General features: G+C 45.6%; 22 protein-coding genes and 3 pseudogenes. 10 read left to right on the forward strand and 15 right to left on the reverse strand.

What is annotated here, in order from left to right; all coding sequences use genetic code 11:
• Positions 1 to 43: 43 nt before the first annotated feature.
• From PP175_RS24505 to PP175_RS24515, 3 genes are all read right to left on the reverse strand, one after another.
• Positions 44 to 1,261 carry an ABC transporter permease gene (locus PP175_RS24505; RefSeq protein WP_272440800.1) on the reverse strand — a complete coding sequence of 406 codons (1,218 nt, stop codon included), beginning with the start codon at positions 1,259 to 1,261 and terminating at the stop codon, positions 44 to 46.
• Complete coding sequence (locus PP175_RS24510; protein WP_272440801.1) at positions 1,258 to 2,004, reverse strand: ABC transporter ATP-binding protein; 747 nt, start codon at positions 2,002 to 2,004, stop codon at positions 1,258 to 1,260. The genes PP175_RS24505 and PP175_RS24510 overlap by 4 nt, the downstream gene beginning before the upstream one ends.
• Before the next feature lie 97 nt (positions 2,005 to 2,101).
• Positions 2,102 to 2,392 (reverse strand): hypothetical protein, encoded by a 291-nt coding sequence (locus PP175_RS24515; RefSeq protein WP_272440802.1) that lies wholly within the window; start codon positions 2,390 to 2,392, stop codon positions 2,102 to 2,104.
• Between the two features lie 331 nt (positions 2,393 to 2,723).
• On the opposite strand from PP175_RS24515, the gene PP175_RS24520 reads away from it, so the two are divergent.
• Positions 2,724 to 3,668 carry a DMT family transporter gene (locus PP175_RS24520; RefSeq protein ID WP_272440803.1) on the forward strand — a complete coding sequence of 315 codons (945 nt, stop codon included), beginning with the start codon at positions 2,724 to 2,726 and terminating at the stop codon, positions 3,666 to 3,668.
• 70 nt (positions 3,669 to 3,738) lie between these two features.
• On the opposite strand, the gene PP175_RS24525 is transcribed toward PP175_RS24520, so the two are convergent.
• Positions 3,739 to 5,037: a class I SAM-dependent rRNA methyltransferase gene (locus tag PP175_RS24525; protein ID WP_272443365.1), complete on the reverse strand. Its 1,299-nt coding sequence runs from the start codon at positions 5,035 to 5,037 to the stop codon at positions 3,739 to 3,741.
• 176 nt (positions 5,038 to 5,213) lie between these two features.
• Here PP175_RS24525 and PP175_RS24530 point away from each other — a divergent pair, with 176 nt between their 5' ends.
• Positions 5,214 to 6,053 carry a YihY/virulence factor BrkB family protein gene (locus PP175_RS24530; RefSeq protein WP_272440804.1) on the forward strand — a complete coding sequence of 280 codons (840 nt, stop codon included), beginning with the start codon at positions 5,214 to 5,216 and terminating at the stop codon, positions 6,051 to 6,053.
• Between the two features lie 64 nt (positions 6,054 to 6,117).
• On the opposite strand, the pseudogene PP175_RS24535 reads toward PP175_RS24530, so the two are convergent.
• Positions 6,118 to 6,966: pseudogene (locus PP175_RS24535) on the reverse strand (reverse transcriptase domain-containing protein); the annotation flags it as partial.
• An 86-nt stretch (positions 6,967 to 7,052) separates the two neighbouring features.
• Here PP175_RS24535 and PP175_RS24540 point away from each other — a divergent pair.
• On the forward strand, positions 7,053 to 7,205 hold the full coding sequence (locus tag PP175_RS24540) for a hypothetical protein (protein WP_272440805.1): 153 nt from the start codon (positions 7,053 to 7,055) through the stop codon (positions 7,203 to 7,205).
• A 26-nt stretch (positions 7,206 to 7,231) separates the two neighbouring features.
• On the opposite strand, the gene PP175_RS24545 is transcribed toward PP175_RS24540, so the two are convergent.
• Entirely contained in the window at positions 7,232 to 8,137 is a 906-nt protein-coding gene (locus tag PP175_RS24545; protein ID WP_334314215.1) for an IS3 family transposase, read from the reverse strand.
• The gene (locus PP175_RS24550; RefSeq protein WP_272439342.1) at positions 8,107 to 8,388 is read right to left on the reverse strand and encodes a transposase; all 282 of its coding nucleotides are present in this window, start codon (positions 8,386 to 8,388) and stop codon (positions 8,107 to 8,109) included. Before PP175_RS24550 ends, PP175_RS24545 begins: the two co-directional genes overlap by 31 nt.
• 179 nt (positions 8,389 to 8,567) lie before the next feature.
• Here PP175_RS24550 and PP175_RS24555 point away from each other — a divergent pair, with 179 nt between their 5' ends.
• The 5 genes from PP175_RS24555 (at position 8,568) to PP175_RS24575 (ending at position 12,784) form a co-directional block, all read left to right on the forward strand.
• Positions 8,568 to 10,235 (forward strand): tyrosine-type recombinase/integrase, encoded by a 1,668-nt coding sequence (locus tag PP175_RS24555; RefSeq protein ID WP_272440806.1) that lies wholly within the window; start codon positions 8,568 to 8,570, stop codon positions 10,233 to 10,235.
• On the forward strand, positions 10,228 to 10,812 hold the full coding sequence (locus PP175_RS24560) for a tyrosine-type recombinase/integrase (RefSeq protein WP_272440807.1): 585 nt from the start codon (positions 10,228 to 10,230) through the stop codon (positions 10,810 to 10,812). The genes PP175_RS24555 and PP175_RS24560 overlap by 8 nt, the downstream gene beginning before the upstream one ends.
• 32 nt (positions 10,813 to 10,844) lie before the next feature.
• On the forward strand, positions 10,845 to 11,180 hold the full coding sequence (locus tag PP175_RS24565; RefSeq protein ID WP_272440808.1) for a transposase: 336 nt from the start codon (positions 10,845 to 10,847) through the stop codon (positions 11,178 to 11,180).
• Between the two features lie 41 nt (positions 11,181 to 11,221).
• Positions 11,222 to 12,115, forward strand: coding sequence for an IS3 family transposase (locus tag PP175_RS24570; RefSeq protein ID WP_272443366.1), 894 nt, complete (start codon positions 11,222 to 11,224; stop codon positions 12,113 to 12,115).
• 222 nt (positions 12,116 to 12,337) lie between these two features.
• Complete coding sequence (locus PP175_RS24575) at positions 12,338 to 12,784, forward strand: tyrosine-type recombinase/integrase (RefSeq protein WP_442870404.1); 447 nt, start codon at positions 12,338 to 12,340, stop codon at positions 12,782 to 12,784.
• 84 nt (positions 12,785 to 12,868) lie between these two features.
• Here the strand turns inward: PP175_RS24575 and PP175_RS24580 are convergent.
• The 5 genes and pseudogenes from PP175_RS24580 to tnpB all read right to left on the reverse strand — a co-directional run.
• Positions 12,869 to 13,294: pseudogene (locus PP175_RS24580) on the reverse strand (reverse transcriptase domain-containing protein); the annotation flags it as partial.
• Between the two features lie 189 nt (positions 13,295 to 13,483).
• Positions 13,484 to 13,624 carry a hypothetical protein gene (locus tag PP175_RS24585; protein WP_272439345.1) on the reverse strand — a complete coding sequence of 47 codons (141 nt, stop codon included), beginning with the start codon at positions 13,622 to 13,624 and terminating at the stop codon, positions 13,484 to 13,486.
• A 267-nt stretch (positions 13,625 to 13,891) separates the two neighbouring features.
• Positions 13,892 to 14,263 carry a DUF423 domain-containing protein gene (locus PP175_RS24590; protein ID WP_272440810.1) on the reverse strand — a complete coding sequence of 124 codons (372 nt, stop codon included), beginning with the start codon at positions 14,261 to 14,263 and terminating at the stop codon, positions 13,892 to 13,894.
• A 43-nt stretch (positions 14,264 to 14,306) separates the two neighbouring features.
• Positions 14,307 to 16,139, reverse strand: a complete 1,833-nt coding sequence (locus PP175_RS24595) for an SEC-C domain-containing protein (RefSeq protein ID WP_272440811.1) — start codon at positions 16,137 to 16,139, stop codon at positions 14,307 to 14,309.
• Positions 16,140 to 16,223: 84 nt separating this feature from the next.
• Positions 16,224 to 17,061 (reverse strand): annotated as a pseudogene (gene tnpB / locus PP175_RS24600) (IS200/IS605 family element RNA-guided endonuclease TnpB); the annotation flags it as partial.
• A 302-nt stretch (positions 17,062 to 17,363) separates the two neighbouring features.
• On the opposite strand from tnpB, the gene PP175_RS24605 reads away from it, so the two are divergent.
• Positions 17,364 to 17,672 (forward strand): HesB/YadR/YfhF family protein, encoded by a 309-nt coding sequence (locus tag PP175_RS24605; RefSeq protein ID WP_272440812.1) that lies wholly within the window; start codon positions 17,364 to 17,366, stop codon positions 17,670 to 17,672.
• Between the two features lie 73 nt (positions 17,673 to 17,745).
• Here PP175_RS24605 and PP175_RS24610 read toward each other — a convergent pair whose 3' ends face one another.
• Complete coding sequence (locus tag PP175_RS24610; protein WP_272440813.1) at positions 17,746 to 17,934, reverse strand: YozQ family protein; 189 nt, start codon at positions 17,932 to 17,934, stop codon at positions 17,746 to 17,748.
• Positions 17,935 to 18,186: 252 nt separating this feature from the next.
• Between PP175_RS24610 and trhO the strand changes: the two genes are divergently transcribed.
• A complete protein-coding gene (gene trhO / locus PP175_RS24615; RefSeq protein WP_272440814.1) occupies positions 18,187 to 19,143 on the forward strand; it encodes an oxygen-dependent tRNA uridine(34) hydroxylase TrhO in 957 nt (318 codons plus the stop codon).
• Positions 19,144 to 19,601: 458 nt separating this feature from the next.
• On the opposite strand, the gene PP175_RS24620 is transcribed toward trhO, so the two are convergent.
• Together PP175_RS24620 and PP175_RS24625 are read right to left on the reverse strand one after the other, a co-directional pair.
• Positions 19,602 to 19,775, reverse strand: a complete 174-nt coding sequence (locus PP175_RS24620; RefSeq protein WP_272440815.1) for a hypothetical protein — start codon at positions 19,773 to 19,775, stop codon at positions 19,602 to 19,604.
• Between the two features lie 13 nt (positions 19,776 to 19,788).
• Positions 19,789 to 20,712: a ribonuclease Z gene (locus PP175_RS24625; RefSeq protein WP_272440816.1), complete on the reverse strand. Its 924-nt coding sequence runs from the start codon at positions 20,710 to 20,712 to the stop codon at positions 19,789 to 19,791.
• Between the last annotated feature and the right edge of the window lie 42 nt (positions 20,713 to 20,754).

The raw sequence follows: 20,754 nt of genomic DNA on the forward strand, positions 1-20,754 counted from the left end.
CGGCGTAAATGCGACAACCCCGGCAGGGTGGCTAGGGTGCAGGTCATAGGCTGGTTTGCTTCAGGCCACGCAAAAACACGCTGTGGCTGTAAAGGTACGATATGGCCACACCGATCGCCGCCGCGGCTGCTGCTGGCAAAAGGTTTCCAGCCATTAAAGCTACTGGCACAAACAGCACTCCCGCGACAACCAGGAGGACACGGTAAACGATCCGTACAAGTGCTTCTTCCCGCAAGCCCTGCGGAAGCGGATAGACGTGGTGCCAGAATACATATCGGTGGAGCTGGCGAATCGTAGCAAGCTGGATGGCGCTCGCGTATAAAAAGATCGCATACACCAGAACCTTGCCCCATGGATTTCGGACCAGCCATATAAGCAATATCGCGACAACCGCTAATCTAAAAAGCATACCGGGCAGGTCAGAGCGAACAAAAGCCTTTCCGTATAGGAAAGCATACGTGTTTTTCTGCATGAAAGGTGTACGCCCGGCAAGGGATGAAAGAATGGGACGCCTGTTAACCCTTGTTTCGATACCCGGCACATCCACAAACCAGTTTATAAAAAAGTAAAACCTGGATTTTGCTTTACCCTCTGCCGCCAGCAACTGCTGCCAGTTGATATATTTCCTCTCAAGCAAACGGTAATACGCCCAGCCTCCGCCAAAATAAACGAGCGTGAGGATTGCTATTTCTGTACCAATTCCCCGGGAGAAAAGCACGGCTGCTACCGCATAGTTAGCGGCAAGCCGCACCAGAAAATGCAGCCTGCGCATCCCCTGCTCCCTCAAACGCTGCTCCTGCCAGGAGGCCAGCAGGTTGCCCGCCTTTAGAAATAGAAGGTATAACAGAAGCGCAATAAACGGCCATGCATGATCAGCCATTCTGTGTCGGTAAAGCGGCCAGACAACCAGCAGCAGGCCAAATAGGTACAGCGCCTGCAGGATAAAGCTATACCGGATGGACAGACGAAAGTATGCGCCCATTTTCCACTCCAGTGGAAGGAGATAAACGGTATCCGCTTCCTTTAAAAAAGTGCGAACGCTGCCAAACGAAAGCCCGAACGCAAAAACAGCCGCCATGCCCCATTCAACTGGATACGCCTGCGGCAGCCATCTGATAAACACGCTGTAATAATACGCCCCTGCGATAAAAGCAAACACAAGAAAGGTTATCGTGCCACTGTTTCCAATGTAACGGGAATATTGAAGCGCTTCACCCCAGAACGATGCGGCCCGCTGTTTCCAAAGTTGTTGCACACTCATCTGGGGGCTCCATCCTTTGTCATTTCGTAGAAGATGTCATCCAAGCTCGCACCCGGCATTCCAGCTTGTGTGCGCAGTTCTGCCAGCGTACCTGAAGCAATCATCCTCCCTTTCTGCAAAACAATATAGCGATCGCAGTAGCGTTCTACTGTGGATAAAATATGTGAACTCATAAGAATTCCGGCGCCGGTGTTTTTTACCTTAACCATTAACTCGAGCAGCGAGCGGATGCCAACCGGATCCAGTCCTACAAATGGTTCGTCAATGATATACAGGGGCGGCTGCACGAGAAAAGCACTCATAATCATCATTTTCTGCCGCATGCCCTTGGACATATGGCGCGGAAACAAGTCGCGGTTCTCTCTCATATTGAATTCATCGAGCAATCTAGCAGCTCGCTCTTCAAAGTCCGCCCTCTGTATATTATAGGCCATAGCTGTAAGTTCCAAATGCTCCCACAAGGTGAGATCATCGTACACGAGCGGCGCTTCGGGCACATACGTAGAGGAAGCCCTGTACGCCTGCGGCTCTTCCAGCAGCGTTTTGCCATTAACAAGAATAGAACCTTCAACAGGTTCTAGAAGTCCTAATATATGTTTTATCGTTGTGCTTTTACCGGCTCCGTTGAGCCCTATCAGTCCCACCATTTCACCCGGCATCACGCGAAAGGTAACATCATGGATAATGGGTCTGTTTCGCTGATAGCCTCCCGTAACATGTGTAACCTGTAAAATTGGATTCATTGTAACAGCCTTTCCTCTTTTGGTTTCATCCTCCTCTCATTATAACACGTTGAACCGAAAAACAACTCGCCACCCAAGCTTCCCATTGGCCATCTACCTACCCCGTATGAATATAGGACTGGAATATCTGCAAAGACCTGCTTCCTTTTCTCATCTTGTTCTTTATCGTAAAAGCCTGCATAGCCCGCTGCGGTAATGGTTCAAATGGCATGTCATTTTTCCTGCTTGCCGTGTGGTTTTCGGCGTATTTATTTATAAAACGAAACACCATTCTGATCGCTTCAATCGGTCTGAATCCTTTCTCCTTCAGGTAGTTCCCCAGCTGTATAAAACGTAAAATTCCATTCTGGTAGTAAGTAAATACCTGCATCTCCCATGATTGATTCATCGTTAAATCCCCCTCGTTCGCCTTTTGTTAAATTTAGTATAGGACACGCCAGTAGAGTAAGGGAATATAAATCGTCCGACAATTCACACACTTCTTCGGCCCGTTTTGTAGAAAGCGAGCACATAAAAACAAATGCTGTTGGAAGATGGAGTATTCTGAAAATGATTTACATGGGTTTAAACAAAACGGTACAATAGGATCAAATGATAGCCAAGAGGAGGAACCATACATGAGACCGATACGGTTTGAATATGATGTACCCGGCTTCCGTTACTAGAACGGGGCCTATACCCCCGTTCCTGCACAAACAATCGAACGGAGGTATTAACATATGAATACACAAAAGAGAAAGTTAATTTTCGGCTGCCTGGCACTGGGGATAGCGGCAAGCATATGGGGCGGCATGTATGTGGTAAGCAAGCTCGCCCTCGATCACATTCCACCTTTTACCCTCTTGTGGCTACGCTATCTGGTTGGGTTTATTGTGCTTTACATCCTGGCGGAGAAGCAGGGACTGCCCAGGCCCACCAGAGCAGACAGACCTATGTTTATTTCGATTGGATTTACTGGCTACTTCTTATCGGTTGGCCTGCAGTTTATCGGCACCTGGCTCTCCACAGCCCATATGGGTGCGATTCTTACTTCAGCCAGCCCCGTATTTATCGTCATCTTCGCCTACTTTATGCTGGGTGAAGCGCTGACTTTGAAGAAAGTCCTGTCTGTGCTGCTTGCATCAGCTGGAGTCGTGATCGTTGTCGGATGGGAGGGAAGCGGCATGAATGCCAAAGCCATCCTGGGAAATGCTGCTCTCATCGGTGCAGCAGTTACCTGGGGGCTGTTATCGGTACTTGCTAAAAAAGCATCTGACCAATATCCGCCGCTGGTTGTAACCGCCTACGCGATTTTCTGGGCGTGGATTTTCACCACGCCAGCCATGCTGGTGGAGTGGTGCTATCTACCTGTGAGCGGTCTTGGGCTTCCATCTGTATGGCTGTCTGTTCTGTATATCGGGATCGTGTCGACAGCGGGTGCCTTTTATTTGTGGAATAAAGGCATGCAGATGGTTGAAGCGGGGGCAGGTTCCGTATTTTTCTTCCTACAACCGCTTGTTGGGGCCTTCCTAGGCTGGCTTATGCTCGGTGAACACCTCGGCTTATCCTTTTTTGCAGGGGGCGGATGTATCCTGCTTGGCGTCCTCATATCATCGCTTCCCGGTGGCAAGCGAAACAAGCATGCTTTGCCTGAGCCAGTTGCAGCTGAACAAACACCGAATTGAAAAAAAAGACGACAGGCCTCTGGCTTGTCGTCTTTTACCGTGGTCACGCGCATGTAGACGTGATATTTTTCTATCCTCTGCTGCGCACTTCATAGATGCCAAACTTCAAATAGTGGCCCTCGTCTACGCCTGCAATCTGCGGGTGGTCAATTCCCGCTCCGCTCCAATGCACAAGCCGAATCATTTTCTTCGCATCCCTCGCCGCTTCCCTTACCATCTCTTGAAAAGCCTGCGGATCGACATGGTAGGAACAGCTGGCTGTCACAAGAAAGCCTCCATCGCGGACCAGCTTCAATCCATTGAGGTTGATATCTTTGTAGCCACGCAGCGCACTTTTTACTGCGCCACGTGATTTGGCAAACGCCGGCGGGTCCAGGATCACCACATCCCACAGCTTCTCTTCCTTGACGGCATCCCGCAAATAGTCGAACGCATTAGCTACCACGAAGTTGACGCGGTGCAGAAAACCGTTTAACTGAACATTGCGTTTGGCGGTTTCAATCGCGAGTTCAGAGATGTCGAGCGTTGTCACCTTTTTTGCCCCGTGTTTACATGCATTCAGCGTAAATGACCCCGTGTGCGTGAAACAATCCAAAACTTCCGCGCCATCCCAGAAAGGATTTTTCACCGGTTTGCCGCGCTTGTCTACCGGCTTGACCGTACTCTCCCCGTTATCGTCTTCAATGTTCTGCAGCCGAATACCATGCACACCTCCCCAGCCTTTCATTAAAGGCGCAATGGCTGAACGGTTCTCGCGCTGGTCAAAGAAATAGCCCGTCTTCTGGCCATTTTCTATGTCAACCACAAGCTTAAGGCCGTTTTCCTCTATTTCTATCTCGGTCTCTGACTGCCCGTACCAGAATCCCTTTTCCTGTTCAAGTCCTTCCAGCTCACGTACATGGACATCGTTGCGCAGGTATATGGCCCGCGGGGAGAATACATCGAGCAGAGCCTGCAAGATCCAATCTTTACGAATCTCCATCCCCAATGAAAGAATTTGAACGACAAGCACGTCCTCGAACTTATCAACCACAATCCCCGGCAGAAAGTCCGCTTCACCATACATAACCCTGCATGACCTTACACCCGGCAGAAAACGCTGTCTAAAATTCCAGGCATCCAGAATTCGATCCTTAAACAACTGCTCGTTCACTTGCACTTCTTCATTAAAAGTCAGCACACGGACAATCATCTGAGATGCCGGATTTATATAACCCCGCGCCAAAAAATGGCCTTGATGGTTTACCACATCCACTACATCTCCCGGATTGAATTCCCCTTCAATCCGCTCCACTTCGCTTTGATAAATCCAGGGGTGCCCCTGTTCAATCCGCTTTCTGCGGTTTTGCACTAAGTAAACCTTAATCAAGCTGTTCAACTCCATTTCTCTTTAATCCTAAACTTCTGCCATTCTAACACAACATGCACGCAAGCCATAAATACGGAAAATAATTAATAAGGACAGTCCGACACACAATAGTAAAAAAGCTGGCTCCTCACTATGGTAAGATAAGGATAAGTATCCTGAATGCTGGAGAGTTCATTATGCTCGAAACAAGGAAAAAAAGTCGCTTTTTCTCATTTTTATATGAAATGTATAAACGTTTTATTGAAGTGGATGTAACAAGCTTGTCAGCCCAGCTTGCTTACTACTTTTTGTTATCCATTTTTCCCTTTTTTATCTTTGCCTTTACCCTGATTGGTTACCTGCCCATTTCCACCGAGAGTACGCTGGCCTTCGTCGATAAGTTCGCTCCCGAAAAAGTTACACAGTTACTGGAAGCCAATCTCCATATGTTCCTCAATGCCAGGCGAGGTTGGCTGCTCGTTCTTGCGCTTATTGGAACCCTCTGGTCAGCCTCAAGCGCGATTGAGGCGATTCTGATTGCGCTGGATAAGGCATACCACGTCAAACATGAGCGATCCTTCTGGGTGTCGCGCGGCATGGCTCTGCTGTTCACCATTGGCATGGTAATAGCAATAGTGATTACACTGCTGTTGCCCGTTTTCGGAAAAACCATCGAAATATTTGCGACGACTCACTTCATCATCCCACCTTTTGTTATTCTTGTATGGAACATCATTCGGTGGGTGTTCAGTTTAGTGTTTCTCATACTTATATTTGGGGTTCTCTATTATTTGGGGCCAAATACAAAAACAACGATTAGGGAGGTTCTCCCGGGCGCAGTACTTGCAGCGCTTGGCTGGATTGCTGTATCGGTGGGATTCTCGTTTTACGTGAACAATTTCAGCAACTATACGCTGACTTATGGAAGCCTGGGCGGAGTGATCATCCTGATGATCTGGTTTTATTTCTCCGGGATGATCATTATTATCGGCGGCCAGGTTAACGCCGTTTTACGGATGTTCCGAACAATCGAGTAGGAGGGGGTGATTAACCCCCGACCTCTCACACCACCGTACGTACCGTTCGGTATACGGCGGTTCATTATGTACTCCGCAACGAGTCATATCGTTCTGCCAGACTCTTAAGCTGAAGCGATTCGAAGAATCGATTATTCAACGTTCGATCCAGGACAGGACTGTTGGAAATACGCCAGTATCCCTTGCGGGAATTACCCCACTCGAAGGCTTTTGCTTTAGGAACACCTAAAGCGATAAGCCTTTTTACTTTTGTACGGGGAAGTTTCCACTGTTTCCATAGGCACATCCGCAATCGTCTGCGAATCCACATATCAAGACTTTTGAAAACACTTGGCGTATCTGCCAGCGCAAAGTATCCCAACCATCCCATGAGATATTGATTGAGTTCCTCAATTCTATCATCGATAGCCATCGGACTCTTCCGGGACGTGATCGCGCGGATTTTCTGTTTAACTCTTTTCAGAGATTGGGGAGCGATGCGGACTTTCGGATTGACATGGAAGGTAAAGCTAAATCCTAGAAATTTGCGTTTCCATGGACGGTCTACCGCACTCTTTTCCTGATTCACTTTAAGCTTGAGTGTTTCTTCAATAAAGTTGGTCACCGATGCTTTCACCCGTTCTCCCGCTTTACGTGTACGAACGTAAATATTACAGTCGTCTGCATAGCGGACAAACTTGTGTCCTCGCTTCTCCAGTTCCTTATCCAGTTCATCTAATACGATGTTGGAAAGCAACGGACTTAGTGGACCACCTTGCGGCGTGCCCTCTTCCGAATCTCTGACAACTCCATGTATCATGACACCCGCTTGAAGAAATCGACGAATCAAGAGAAGAACTGTTTTATCCTCTTCTACTTTCTCCGCTACCTTCCTCATCAACCGATCATGTTTCACTTTGTCGAAGAATTTCTCTTTAGCGATATAAGATAGACCCATAGGATCATCCCTAGACAAGATCGTGAGATCTTGTAAACTAACTTCAGAGAGGTACACATCTTATGGAATCTATCATCGAGGATTATCGAGAATATCAAACCATTATTCGAGGATATACGCCAAAAGTGGTGAAAGCTACTTGGCGGGAACTCAAAAAGCTAGCTCAATATCTGGAGAACTTATCCATCAACTTTCAAAACGTTCAACTCGTTTGATGTTACGTCAATATCATGGACCGATTTTAAGACACCTTTTGTTGAGCTAACAGCTTGGCATATTCGTTTGGTGTTCGATAGCCCAAGGCGCTGTGGATTCGTTGGTTATTATACCAGCCTTCTATGTACTGAAAGATGCGAAGATGTGCGTCCTCAAAATCGTTAAATTGCATACGATACACCAATTCTTTTTTTAGAACAGAGTGGAAGGATTCGATGCACGCATTATCATAGGGGTAGGCCTTTCGTGAATAAGAGGCACGGTAGCCGTCGTTTTTTAAGGCTTCGATATATGCAGTTGATGTATATTGAACGCCTTGATCGCTATGGATAATGAGATTCTTAGTAGAAGATAGCTGCACCTTCATACGGTTATACGCTTCGAGTACAAGTGCTGTATCAATGGTGCGGCTCATATTCCATCCCACGATTCGCTTCGTTTTCGCATCATAGAATGAGGCTAAGTAGACCCAACGGTCTCGTTTGGTGTAGATGTAGGTGATATCGGTAAACACGACATTGCCAACTGTTCGTACATCGAAATTTTGGTTCACTAAATTGAGGCGTTCAGGTTGCTCTTTCGAGCAAGCAGCACCATGAGCTGGTCTGTATTTCTTTTGAACAATGGACCTTATTCCGTTCTCTTTCATGATGCGTTGCACACGTTTGATCCCAACACGCTTACTCTTTTTCCGAAGTTCAGCGTGAATCTTTGGAGCCCCATAAAGCTTTCTTGAGTCGAACCAGATTTGTCTAATCATGGTCAAGAGTTCTTTATTTTGTTGGGATCGTTTGCTCTCTGAGCGTTTAAACGCCGCATAATAGCTCGATTTAGCTATCCCCAGGACGCGAAGTACTTGTGTAATAGAGTACGTCCCCCTGAAAGAATCAACAATCAGCTTTACTTGATGGAATTGGGTGGACTGGCGAATATGGCGACTGCCTTTTTTAAGATTTCATTTTCCATTTTCAACTCATCAATTCGCTTTTGAAGTCGTTTAACGTCAGTAGGATTCATCGTTGAACCGTCTGCTTGCACCGTAGGTGTCAATTGCTTCTTCCACTTGTAAATCATAGACTCGGTTATGCCATATTCGCGGGAAAGTGAAGCCGTTGTCTGCCCGTTCTGATTTAGCTCCACAATCATTTGTTTAAAGTTCATATCATACTGTTTTCTTGCCATGGTAATCTCCCTCTTTCACACTTCATTGATGATTATACGAAGTGTCTAAGAAACAGTCCACTTATTCAGGGTAACACCACGTTCACCTGGAGAACTACTGTATTGAACGTACAGAAAGTAAATCTCTTGGATACCGAAATGTAATCATTAGTCAACTTCGTTCTTTTTTTAATTATTTAGTGCAGCAAGAATTACGTTTAGAAAATCCTGCTCGTCATCTAAGGTATACGAATCTAGATCTTTATCAATCCTTACCTGAGATCGCTTCAATAGAGGAAATTCAAGATTGCCTAAAGGAATTAAAAAGGCAAATCGACAGTTGTTTGAGCCGTCGTCAATTCGACCCTATCCGAAAGCGTAATCTGGCCTTATTTGCTCTTTTGTATGCCTCCGGCATTCGAGCTGGAGAAGCAGCAAACTTACAGATCACAGATATTCTATGGGAAGAACAAGTTCTCATCATTCGAGAAGGAAAAGGGCGAAAAGAACGGCGAGTTCCCGTCGTTAATGAGATATTAGAATTACTTCAGATTTATTTAGCTACGCGTAATGATCTTGAACCTAACGCACCGCTATTCTTAACCTGGCGGAAAGAAGCGATGGACAACAACTTAATAGGTGCTACCTTTAGGAAATATCATGAGATGTGGGAAAAATCCCTTCGCCCCCATCAACTACGCCATATTTGTGCAAGTCATCTGTATCAACAAGGAGGCAATATCGTACAAATCAAAGACTGGTTAGGCCATAAACGACTGACAACAACCCTTCATTATACTCGGATTCAAAACCCAGAGATAGAAGCAACACTGGAGTCACACCCTATCAACGAAATGTCTTGTTCATCAAAACCCAAGTTGGAAATTGTTAACGTATCTAGCCAAAATAAACCACTACGTCGAAAATATACGATGACTCCCATAGCTGAACCTCTTACAGGAAAATTAGCAGAACAAATTCAAGAATTCCTTCGAACTGCAGAGGGTATGAAGAAATATTCGAAGGGTACGTTAAAGGAATTTCGTTTTAGTCTTACTCGATTTGCCGTAGGCTGTCCACATTGTCTGGAGAAAGGAATTGAGGTGTTACGTGCCGTAGACATCATTCGCTGGCTTAGTGCTCGTAGACAAGCCGGAATCTCTCCTTGTACGATAGACAAAAATCTATCCCACCTTCGCTCATTTATGGCTTACGCCATAGACCGTGGCTGGAGAACTGAAAATCCGATGGAGGCACTTAAAATGGTACCCAAACAACCGAAAGAACAAACCTATTTAACGGAAGAAGAGATGCTACGTATACTTTCTGCACCTGATCGCTCAACTAACCAAGGTTTTACGGACTTTATTACTCTTTTGGTACTCTATGCAACAGGGCTCCGTGTCGGAGAACTGAGTGCTCTAAACATCGAAGATGTGGACCTAAAAGAAGGCTGGATTCATGTACGAGAAGGAAAATCAGGTGATCGTCAAACAGCTATTCCTAAAGCAGCTATTGGCGACTTAAAAAAGTATGTTGGGCTCTATCGCAAAGCCAAATCGGGCCCTTTCCTATTGAATCAAAAAGGAACTCGTATTAAACCATGGACCATAACAAGGCGTATACGAAAATATTCCGAAGCTGCTCATATTGAAAAGCCTGTTAGCCCTCATACCATTCGTCATACTTTTACGGCTCATCTTATCCAACGAGGTGGAAGAGTAGAAGTCATAGCTAAAGCACTTGGACATAAGTCATTAAAAGAAACCACCCCCTATGCTCACGCCGATTTCGAGGATATCAGAAAAGCCGTTAGCCTACTTCGCAGAAATATTCCACCCGTGTCAGGAGAGAAAAAGCATGAATAATGAAGCCATTCTTAGAGAATTTCTCGACTATACCCAATTTGTTCGAGGTTGTCGTCCTAAAACCGCCGATGCCTACGCCATCGATATGAAAGTTTGGCAAACATTTTGTAGAAATGACTACCCACAAATGGACAATCCCTCCAAAGCTAAAATGGTTGTGGATTATATCCGCTACCTTCGTGTTGACCGTAAGAATGGTTCTTCTGCTGTGCAACGTAAATTGGCCACCCTTTCAGCATTTATCGACTATCTCATTCTTATGGAGATAATAACTCCTAAACAAGATGAACGAAAAAAATGGCCGAAACTTCTCGATACACCGGAACGACTTCCAGTGGTCTTAGAAAACAAAGAAATTCAACAGATACTCACCCAACCAGACACCACAACTATTTTAGGCCGCCGTGACCGGGCAATCCTTACTTTGATCTACTCAGTTGGACTACGAGTAAGTGAAATCTGCTCCCTCCAGCTACGTAATGTCCATTGGGAAGAGAAACGAATTCTGATTCAAGGAAAGGGGGGACGGGAGCGATATCTCTTAAGCCCCGTAATTAATATGGACAAAACCTCTTGATCTAAAGATAATAAATATCAGGAGGGATTTTCATGGTACGAAGAAAGTTTTCTGCAGAATTTAAAATGCAAGTCATTCAAGAGTGCTTAGAAACAGGGAATATCTCAATTGTTGCGAGAAAGCATGATGTGGGATCTAATGTAATTGGACGTTGGGTTCGTGAATATAAAGAGCAAGGTGCTGTTCCGCCAACCAAAGGACGTCCCACCCGTGTCACCGATATGGAGCATCAACAACTGGTGCAGGAACATGAGCAGATTGAGCAAGAAAACGACCAGTTAAAGAAGTTATTGGGTGAAAAAGACTTAGAAATAGCCGTTCTTCGTGATTTAGTAAAAAAGAAAAACCCTCACTTGCTGAAAAACTAGAAGTTGCAGACAAATGGATCAAAGCCGGGTATCAAGTATCTCTGGTATTACGCATTGTGGGGGTAGCAAGATCCACGTACTATAATTCAATACAGCCAAAATCCGAGAAAGCAGAGAAAACGAAATCCGGGGCTGGACGACCACTACCTGGATACTGTCTGACGACATCGGGCAAAAAAGTTTCGGATGAGCAGACAAAAGAATGGATCATGGAAGCAATCGCAAGTGATGAATCCGCCTATGGCTACGTGAAATTAACCCATTGGCTACGAAACGAGCATCAATTGGTCATTAACAAAAAACGGGTCTATCGTCTATGCAAAGAACTCCAAATACTGAAACCACAACGCGTGATAAAAAGCAAACACCCACGGAAACTGGCACGCAACCGAGATATTACGGCACCCAATCAGCTCTGGGAGGTCGACATCAAATACGGGTATATTGCAGGAGAAGACCGATTTTTCTATATTCTCTCCTATCTGGATGTATTTGATCGACAAATTGTTGGCTATCATATCGGATTGCGGTGTGAAGCGAAACATGCGGTCCAGGCGTTGCAACAAGCATTGATGCAAAGAAAACAATGGAAAGCCGAAGAAAAGCCAGTGATTCGCTCGGATAACGGGCCACAATTTGTGAGTCATCGTTTTGGGGAGTCTTGCAAGGAATGGAAGTTGGAACATGAAAGAATTCCACCTCGCACTCCGAATATGAATGCACATATTGAATCCTTTCATCGGTGGTTAGAGGAAGACCGCTTGTCCCAGCAGGAGTTTGAAACATATGCGCAAGCATATGAGACTGTCGTTGAATACATGCAATTTTATAATCAGCGCAGGATTCATTCCAGCTTACATTACTTGACACCTGAGGAGTTTCACAGACGTCACCTGGAAAGCGGGTTGCAACCGAAGAAAGCAATCAGGGTATGAGAGGATCCAGAACTGTTGGGCGTAGCGAACCGTTTACAGTGAGAAGAAAATCGAGTACACTCGCACCTTCCGGTGCGTCGTAAGGGCTTCAAAAGAATTATTAGAGGCACCGGGCTTGAAGACCCCACTCGATTTTTCAGAGGCTCACTGTCAATGGCCAATGGTGCGGTGGCAATAAAATGCCAAAATGAAAAGCAAAGAAAACTCGAGAAAAGAGGAGAATTGTCCAAAAAACGGGGGTCAATCCGATATGTACCACTGGATTCAATCGTTGAAGACGTCATTAAGGATTACCTCACTTCTAGAACTAGCACTATTTCTGAGCTCTTTGTCAGCAAAAAGGGAGGTGCGCTAACTTCTCGAGCTATTCAGTTTATGGTTAAGAAATATGCGGCACGAGCTGGTATCGATAAGAAAGTCACTCCCCATAAATTGCGACATACATGTGCTACTCACCTTTTGCAAGAAGGCGCTCATTTAGTGGCCATTCAAAAATTATTAGGCCATAAGAGCCTAAATACGACTCAAATTTATCTACACATCACCATTACAGACTTAAAACAACTTTCTCAACGCCATCCGATGCGTAAAATGCGTACTGTCATAGGCTTATGCGGTAAACCAGTAACTTGTTTTCAAGCACCTTACGGTGCCCGAACGGGTACGTAATTCTGAAATACTGCGATTTAATTAGAAAAACATAGATAATAAACGTTAATTAACTTAAATAGGCGAGGGCCACTCTAAATTAATATCGCTAAATTTCTCCAGATCCATGTCGACCACCCACCTATATCCCTGCTGCATGTAGCGCTTCGCTTTCCTTACGGCATCATGTCCACGCCTTGCAGGGCGGAATCCATAACTATGGTCAGAAAAGCCAGGGTCAAAGAGAGGCGTCAATACTTGCGCAAGTGCCTGTTGAATGAAACGGTCGGTCACGGTAGGGATGCCTAACTGCCTCACGCCGCCGTTCGGTTTCGGGATTTCGACCCGACGGACTGGGCTCGGTTTATAGGAGCCCATCTCGATGGAACGACGAATGTCATGCCAGTGTTCCTTAATATGTGCTCGTAGGAGTTTAACTGACATACCGTCCACGCCATGACTTCCTTTATTCCGTTCCACTTGCTTTAGGGCAAGTAAGAGATTGTTCCGTGACAGCAATTGTTCAATCATAACGTATACTCCTTGCGTGAATGAAAGGCCCAATTTGTGCCGAACGCACACTCCGCCCTTCTGAAGTTCCCCGTGGATTCACCACTTCTTCCTTCAGATAAGTCCTTTCGGATTGTCTGCCTTCATCGCGTGTCTTCGAACGCCTTGTCTTTCATTCTCCATAATGTTCAGCCCTTCCATGGTTTGTCGTCACAACCCATGTACTATGGCTTCTGCTGACTTCTGTCTGTTCAGCTTATCCTCACGGATAAGGTTGCCAAGGGAACTCGGCATGTCAGACAGATCTCCCCGGGTAAGAACATTATCTTCCCCTCCATCTATCTGCCTCATTTACTCTCATTCGCCTTCGGCAGTATGGACTTCGTCTTGTTTAGCAGACTCATCCAACGAATGTTAGCCTTATATGAGGTTCGTGTTCCTCAGACCGGAGGTTTGCCGCCGGCTTCCTTCAGATTCGACCTCACGGTCGACACCCTTGCCTTAAGCTATGGTTACTACTGCCTTCACCATTCGGGACTTGAACCCTATAGATAATGCCCATGCCGGGCGCACTAAAAAACCTCACGGGTTCAGCCTCGCGAGGTTTTGCAGTATATTTTATCCCTTAATTGCAGCGATCACAAGCAGGACCCACCCGGCTAAAAAAGCAACACCGCCAATGGGCGTGATCGCCCCTAAAATTCGAATCCCGCTTATGCTCAGCGCATATAAGCTCCCGGAGAAAAGAATAATGCCAATCTGCATCAGCCAGCCTGACCAGGCTGGCAGGGATGTTCCAATAAATTTTTCCCCAATAAAGGCAATGATCAGCAGTGCGATGGCATGGATCATGTGGTAATGGACGCCCGTCTCATATACGGCGAGCATATCAGCCGATATTTTCCCCTTCAGTCCATGGGCTCCAAACGCACCGAGTGCAACCGATAAGAACATATTTAAACTGCCAAGAACAATAAATAACCGAAACATGCGAATCTCCTTTTTAGCCAAATTTGGATACCCTCTTGTTTCCTTATTTTACTTTGAGTGCATCCGATGCGGTATCCACCCGTGCCTGAAGTTCTGTACCATTGCGCTTATCGAGCCATTTCGCAAAAGCTGATATCACCGAAACAAAAACCTTTAATTGCGCCGGGCTTAAATCATCGGCTGCATATTTCACCATACCCGACCAGAATGATTCACTGTAAACACTCCAGTCGGGGGCCTGTTCCCCCACACCCTGCAGATAGCTCACCAGTATTCCAAGATGTTTTTCGTATTTTTTTAAAGTGGACGAAGATTTTCCTTCTGTCTTTTCGGTAAAGAAGGCGACGATATCGTTCGCGTAGAAAGCTTTACTTTGCTGAGGTGTAATGCCAAGCGGCCACTCTGCTTCCACCGGCGTACCTGCATCCAGGCTGGCCTCGCTGTTATTGTCAGCACTGCCCGCTGATTCACTTCTGTTAAACGGATTCGCACAAGGTTCCAGCGCGGTCGCCCTGTCTATGCCCGCAGTGAACGGGCTCTTGACTCCCAGCGATTCCCGGAACGGGTTGAAGTCGTCGATAAAGTTAGGGAAATAGGACCCTGTCCTTCTAACTTGCGCCATGAAGCTGGCATACTCAGCCATATTGGCCCATCCCTCGACTTCCTTTATCCTTCCCGCTTTCAGCAGGGCTGCAGGTGACTCGTTGCCGAACTGTTCCAGCGGCCTCTGCAGTGCATCTTTAAGGCGAAGTTGATTCTGGGCAAAACCAGCGAATACAGGTGTGTTTTTATCTTGAGCCGTTGCAAACATACTGTATGTAAGTTCACCTTCCGCTCCGGGTTTTTCTTCATGAAAAACAAGCGCCGGGGCAGACGCCAGCAGTTCTTTCACTTCTGCTGTGTACTGCTTATCAATGACATGCGCAGTAAGGATGCTTCCTGCTAACTCAAGCGACGCGCGCAAAGGCGTGATGTATATCAGCCCGCTCATCAGGCTGTCTGTATACTGGTACCATTCCCCTGCTACGGTAAACGTGTGGGTTTGCTCCCTTATATCGCCCGCAAGAATAGACGGCTGACCCAGCAGATACGTCAATGCCTCATCCGCGTTCAGGACATCATATATAAGCTCCACTCCGTGGGCAGCAGGCAAGGCAAGGGGAATCGATTGATTATCGTGTAAAATTAGCCTGAACAATTCTACATATTGATCAATCATGATTCTTTCATAGGAGGCATGATTATCCGCCATTGATTTTTTCACTTCCGAAATTGCCCGCTGAACGGACTCAGGGGATAACCAGGCATAGACCCCATGCATATTATAGGTGTCTTCCTCCGTGCTTCGTTCCATCATGACGAGGCTGGCTGCCCATGGTATCGCGTACTGAAGTGTCTCAGCATAAGGCATAGCAAATCGCTCATACGTGATGAGATCTTCTACCATTATCCCTTGTTCCGACTTCTCTACAATTTGAATAATACGCGGATGGATAGCTAGCCAGTTCTCTAGAATCTGCTGCTGATCTGACGCCAGTGCGGAACGTTTTTCTTCCCAGAACCACTCAATCCCCCGCAGCCCATTTTCAAAACGGTGAAGATGGATGAGCCAGAAAGAGAAGAAGCGATCGGCATCGCTGCTCTCTACCCACTCTATAATATTTCCCTTGAATGCGTGCCGCAAGCGTTGCTCTTCCGACTCGTTTATTTTTTTATTTACGAATTCGGTAATGGTTTGCGTAAGCTGGCTTTTTGCCTGGGCAAGCCGCTGCTCACGGAGTTCCCGGATGGCAACGATGTTGTTTTCTTTTAGACAGCAATTTTTATATTTCTTTCCGCTCCCACATGGACACGGATCATTTCTGCGAACTGACATTTTTTTCACCTCTGTACTGAATTGAACTACTCGGCACTAAAGTACCGAGATTCCTAAGAACACCAACCTAACGGTCAGTTCTGATTAGGCTAACCCCATAGTTCCTACGGTTAGAAGTCTTATAGCTTCATTTTTAAGATTAATACTTGCGTTCAAATCTCTGTCATGATGGGCATTACAAGAAGAGCAATCCCATTCACGCAAATTGAGATTTTTAACGTCTTTGTTTTTGTAGTTACACTTTGAACACAGTTGAGAAGAAGCGAACGTTTTTCCTACAACTATGACTTGCTTGCCATACCATCTCGCTTTGTACTCAAGCATGGTTCTAAATTGTGCCCAAGACACTTCGCTGATTGCTTTTGCAAGATTACCGTTTTTGAACATGTTTTTAACAGACAGATCTTCAATCCCGATAATGTCGTGGTTTTTGACAATCTCTGTTGAAATCTTATCTAGGTAATCTTTCCTTGCATTAGCAATATTCTCATGTATTCTCGCTACCTTAACTCGTTGCTTGTTCCAATTGGAACCGCTTTTTGTACGTCTGGAAAGAATACGCTGTGCTTTCGCCAATTTTTCTTCCAGTGTATGGAAAAACTTTGGATTGGAGTAGATTGTTCCGTCTGAAACAATGGCAAAATCCTTTAGGCCAACATCTCTACCACAAGCAGAATTTGTTTTCGGTAACTCTTGAACTTCCGTTTCTACTAACAACGATACAAAATATTTGCCAGATGGACTTCGCCTGATTGTAGCGTTTAAAATACGACCTTCCACTTCTCTTGATTTCGCAAAGCGGACAAGACCAAGTTTCGGGAGTTTGATTTTATTCTATTTTATTTTCTACAATCGCAATATTTCCGTTCGTTTGTTTCGTTGTATAGGATTGAACCTTGTTCTTTTTGCTTTTGAACCGCGGAAGGGTTTTACAACCCGTACCCAAACTATTATTTACCTTCTTCAATATGCACTTGAACAATCGGATAATCGAGAGGGATAGACCCTCCCTTGTCTGAAGCCGATTGATCTCACGAATAAATTCACGAGTGTTCTCGGCTAAATCATAAAAATACTTTACTTCTCCTTATTTTATCATAGAAATCGCAAAAGGTTGTCCCAACTTGCACGAAGGGTATATCCCCACTTCCTTTTGCTATTCTTTAAACGTGTTATAATAATGCCAAAGTGTGGTTTTAAGACGGTAAAGGAGAGATGCTACCGGTGAAAATATCCATTAAAAAAACAGCCATGGAATGGTTTAAAAATGAATTAGGGGCAACAGAAGGATCCAGCTGCCGCTTTTTCGTGCGTTATGGGGGATGCAGTACCGTCCAGAGCGGTTTCTCGCTAGGGGTTTCCCTGGAAGAACCTCAGGTTGTGGGTTCCTCAGTTCATGAGGAAGGAATCCTATTCTTCATTGAGAAGGAAGATCTGTGGTACTTTGACGGGAACGATTTAATCGTCGATTATGATGATGCACGGGATGAGCTTAATTTCGAGTACGAGCCCTCCCAGGAGCCAAAACTTTAATACTTTAAAATAGAATGCTTTCGTGTTTATATGAAGAAAGGACCGGCTCAGTGGCCGGCCCTTTCTGGTTTGTTTATCTGGAATTGCCGCCTTTATGCTCAATGGTCCCTTCTGTCAGCGTATCTGCAGCCTGTTTGTGCGTTTTTGCCATTCCGGTAGAAGCGTGCTGGTCCTTCTTATTTTCGGCAGACGGATATTTTTGATCGGCTACCTGCCGGCTTTTCTGTTGGAGTTCCTTATCATGCTGGTTTTCTTTCATCATGCATTCCTCCTTTTGCGCTTATCCCTCTATTACCCGTTACTTAAGATTTTGTATCATTTTGTATTTCTAACTTTCACCACTTCCACATAGGTATCGGAGTGTGGTACATTATAATATTGACAGCGTGTAATTATAAATTATTTCGCCTGTCCCTATTTTTTCCTTAATTTTGCCCACAGATATTGATGCCTTTCCGTGGATTTCATGCCTCTATGGTCTACATCAAATTCAAAAAATAGATAGGTGAGTATAATGGAAAGCCAAAAACCATATCGTATTTTACTTTATTATAAATATGTTCACATCGAAGACTACGAAGCTTTCGCAGCCGAACACCTTGAATTCTGCAAAGAGCTTGGGGTAAAGGGCCGGATTATTGTTGCAGAGGAAGGCATCAACGGAACACTGTCAGGAACCGTGGAACAAACAGACGCCTATATGGCAGAGCTGCGCAAGGACCCGCGTTTCTCCGATATCTTCTTTAAAATCGACGAGTCGGAAGAACATGCCTTTAAGAAGATTTTTGTTCGGCCGAAGAAAGAAATTGTAACCTGGCGTTTCGAGGAGGATGTAAATCCGAACGAAGTAACAGGTAAACACCTGTCGCCGAAAGAATTCTACGAGCAGCTTCAGCGCGACGATGTGATCGTCATTGACGGCCGAAACGATTATGAATATGAAATCGGCCATTTCCGCAACGCGATTCGCCCGGGTGTTAAATCGTCTCGTGAATTTCCGGAATGGATCCGCGAAAATCTATCGCAGTTTAAAGACAAGAAAGTTCTCACATACTGCACAGGCGGCATTCGCTGTGAGAAATTATCCGGTTTCCTTATTAATGAAGGATTCCAGGATGTCGCCCAGCTCGAAGGCGGTATTGTTACCTACGGCAAAGACCCCGAAGTACAGGGCAAGCTGTTTGATGGCAAATGCTATGTATTCGATGAACGCATCTCCGTTCCAATTAACCGAACAGACGAAGATGTAATCGTGGCGAAATGCCATCATTGCGGCAAACCGGAAGACCGCTACGTTAACTGTGCAAACCCGCTATGTAACATCCAGTACGTCTGCTGCGAAGAATGCGAACCAAAACACAAGCGTTCCTGCTCGAAGGAATGTGAAGAACACGAACTTAACCGCTATGTTCTTGAACAGGAAGCTTTAAAAGCCGAGCAGGGACAAGCGCTGGAGAACGCAGCAAAATGAGAAAAACATCACGGGCCATGCCGCTCTCTCCTTTCCCCTCATAGAAGTTTTTACGGCCGCTTTGTGGAAAAACGGGCGGACCGGCATTAGGGAATCTTGGCCAGTGGCAAGCGAAAGCGCAGGCGATGGCCTTAGATTCCTTTATACCGTTTAGGTGCAACATCTGGGTATCTCAATGATGGAGACAGGTTGCCGGTCTTTTTCGCCCTCTGTTCCACACGCTCCACAGGGGGAAAGAAAGGTGCGGACATGCGCCTCACGATGTTTTTCTTGGGTGTTTCGGGACCGGAGGTTCCGTTGCATTTTGATGCACATAAACTTTGCATATTATCAAAGAGAAAGGGACCTATCGGTCCCAACACAAATAACTTTAATGCTTTACAGCGAAATATACTTTCTAATGCAATTAAGAAAAGGACGGCTTCTAACTTCAAGGGTTAGAGGCCGTCCTTTTTGATTTAAGATACATTTTCACTTTCCTGTGCATTCTCCAAACGATTCATTTGCTTTCTCAGTTTCGCAACTTCATCGCGAAGGCGCTCTACTTCATCCAGCAGAATAATCGCGTGGGGCTCGGAAGCACCAGGCTGGCTACATATCCAGCGTATTTCTTTCAAGTATTGTTCAGTCATTCTCTATCACTCCTTATGAAAGCGGTTCGTCTCTGTAAGTTAAACGGGCAACTAAACGATTGCTGCCAGCTAACGAATTTGGAAAAATCCCTTGAACCGTCTCCATATACGGTTCAGGATCAGCTATCGATGGGCTGTAATGCGTCAACCAGAGCTCCCTCACCTCTCCCTCCCGTGCAAGATATGCCGCTTCCGAGAACAGCATATGGCCATGTTCAATCGCATTGGGCAGCTTTTCTTGTTCTCCATACATTCCTTCGCATATAAAAAGGTCTGCTTCTTTAACAAATTCAACCAGGCCTTCTATCGGCCTTGTATCTGTGCAATAGCAAACTTTTATTCCTCTTCTCGCAGGCCCCAGTACCATGTCCGGGTGAATGGTCCTTCCATTATATACAACTTTATTCCCAGTTTGAAGGGGCTTCCACAAATATACGGGAATTTCAAGTGATTTAGCTAGGTCAGGATTAAATTTTCTCATGCGGGTGATCTCCAACTTATACGCCAGGCATGGGGTCGTATGAGATACAGGCAGGGTGTGTACATGGATATCCCCAACCGTAACACAGGATTGCTCCCTAATTGACAGTTCCCTATATTCTATGGAAAAAGGCAAATAAGGCGCAATGACCAGCAAGCCCTGGACAATGGTTTTAAGCCCCGGAGGCCCGGCCAGCATAAGCGGCTCAACCCTGCCCGCATTACCTATAGCCAGCATGAGGCCGGGAAGACCGGCAATATGATCCGCATGATAATGGGTAAAAAAAATCGCCTCAATCGATTTGAAACCCCACCCTAACTCTTTCATGGTGACCTGCGTGCCCTCTCCACTATCAATTAAAATCATGCTGCCTCTGTAGGCTGCAAGGAGAGATGTTAAATATCTGCCGGGAAGCGGCATCGTTCCCCCGCATCCAAGCAGGCAAACATTAAACATGATCTCTCCCCCTTATTGTTTAAATATGCAGAGAAACTGTTC

It is taken from the genome of Aneurinibacillus sp. Ricciae_BoGa-3 (assembly GCF_028421645.1).
Taxonomy (GTDB): domain Bacteria; phylum Bacillota; class Bacilli; order Aneurinibacillales; family Aneurinibacillaceae; genus Aneurinibacillus_B.

Bases quoted from the DNA above. Each gene is read 5' to 3' on its own strand.
- PP175_RS24505 (WP_272440800.1), bottom strand. From the start codon at position 1,261: ATGAGTGTGCAACAACTTTGGAAACAGCGGGCCGCATCGTTCTGGGGT.
- PP175_RS24510 (WP_272440801.1), bottom strand. From the start codon at position 2,004: ATGAATCCAATTTTACAGGTTACACATGTTACGGGAGGCTATCAGCGA.
- PP175_RS24515 (WP_272440802.1), bottom strand. From the start codon at position 2,392: ATGAATCAATCATGGGAGATGCAGGTATTTACTTACTACCAGAATGGA.
- PP175_RS24520 (WP_272440803.1), top strand. From the start codon at position 2,724: ATGAATACACAAAAGAGAAAGTTAATTTTCGGCTGCCTGGCACTGGGG.
- PP175_RS24530 (WP_272440804.1), top strand. From the start codon at position 5,214: ATGCTCGAAACAAGGAAAAAAAGTCGCTTTTTCTCATTTTTATATGAA.
- PP175_RS24540 (WP_272440805.1), top strand. From the start codon at position 7,053: ATGGAATCTATCATCGAGGATTATCGAGAATATCAAACCATTATTCGA.
- PP175_RS24550 (WP_272439342.1), bottom strand. From the start codon at position 8,388: ATGGCAAGAAAACAGTATGATATGAACTTTAAACAAATGATTGTGGAG.
- PP175_RS24560 (WP_272440807.1), top strand. From the start codon at position 10,228: ATGAATAATGAAGCCATTCTTAGAGAATTTCTCGACTATACCCAATTT.
- PP175_RS24565 (WP_272440808.1), top strand. From the start codon at position 10,845: ATGGTACGAAGAAAGTTTTCTGCAGAATTTAAAATGCAAGTCATTCAA.
- PP175_RS24585 (WP_272439345.1), bottom strand. From the start codon at position 13,624: ATGAGGCAGATAGATGGAGGGGAAGATAATGTTCTTACCCGGGGAGAT.
- PP175_RS24590 (WP_272440810.1), bottom strand. From the start codon at position 14,263: ATGTTTCGGTTATTTATTGTTCTTGGCAGTTTAAATATGTTCTTATCG.
- PP175_RS24595 (WP_272440811.1), bottom strand. From the start codon at position 16,139: ATGTCAGTTCGCAGAAATGATCCGTGTCCATGTGGGAGCGGAAAGAAA.
- PP175_RS24610 (WP_272440813.1), bottom strand. From the start codon at position 17,934: ATGATGAAAGAAAACCAGCATGATAAGGAACTCCAACAGAAAAGCCGG.
- trhO (WP_272440814.1), top strand. From the start codon at position 18,187: ATGGAAAGCCAAAAACCATATCGTATTTTACTTTATTATAAATATGTT.
- PP175_RS24620 (WP_272440815.1), bottom strand. From the start codon at position 19,775: ATGACTGAACAATACTTGAAAGAAATACGCTGGATATGTAGCCAGCCT.
- PP175_RS24625 (WP_272440816.1), bottom strand. From the start codon at position 20,712: ATGTTTAATGTTTGCCTGCTTGGATGCGGGGGAACGATGCCGCTTCCC.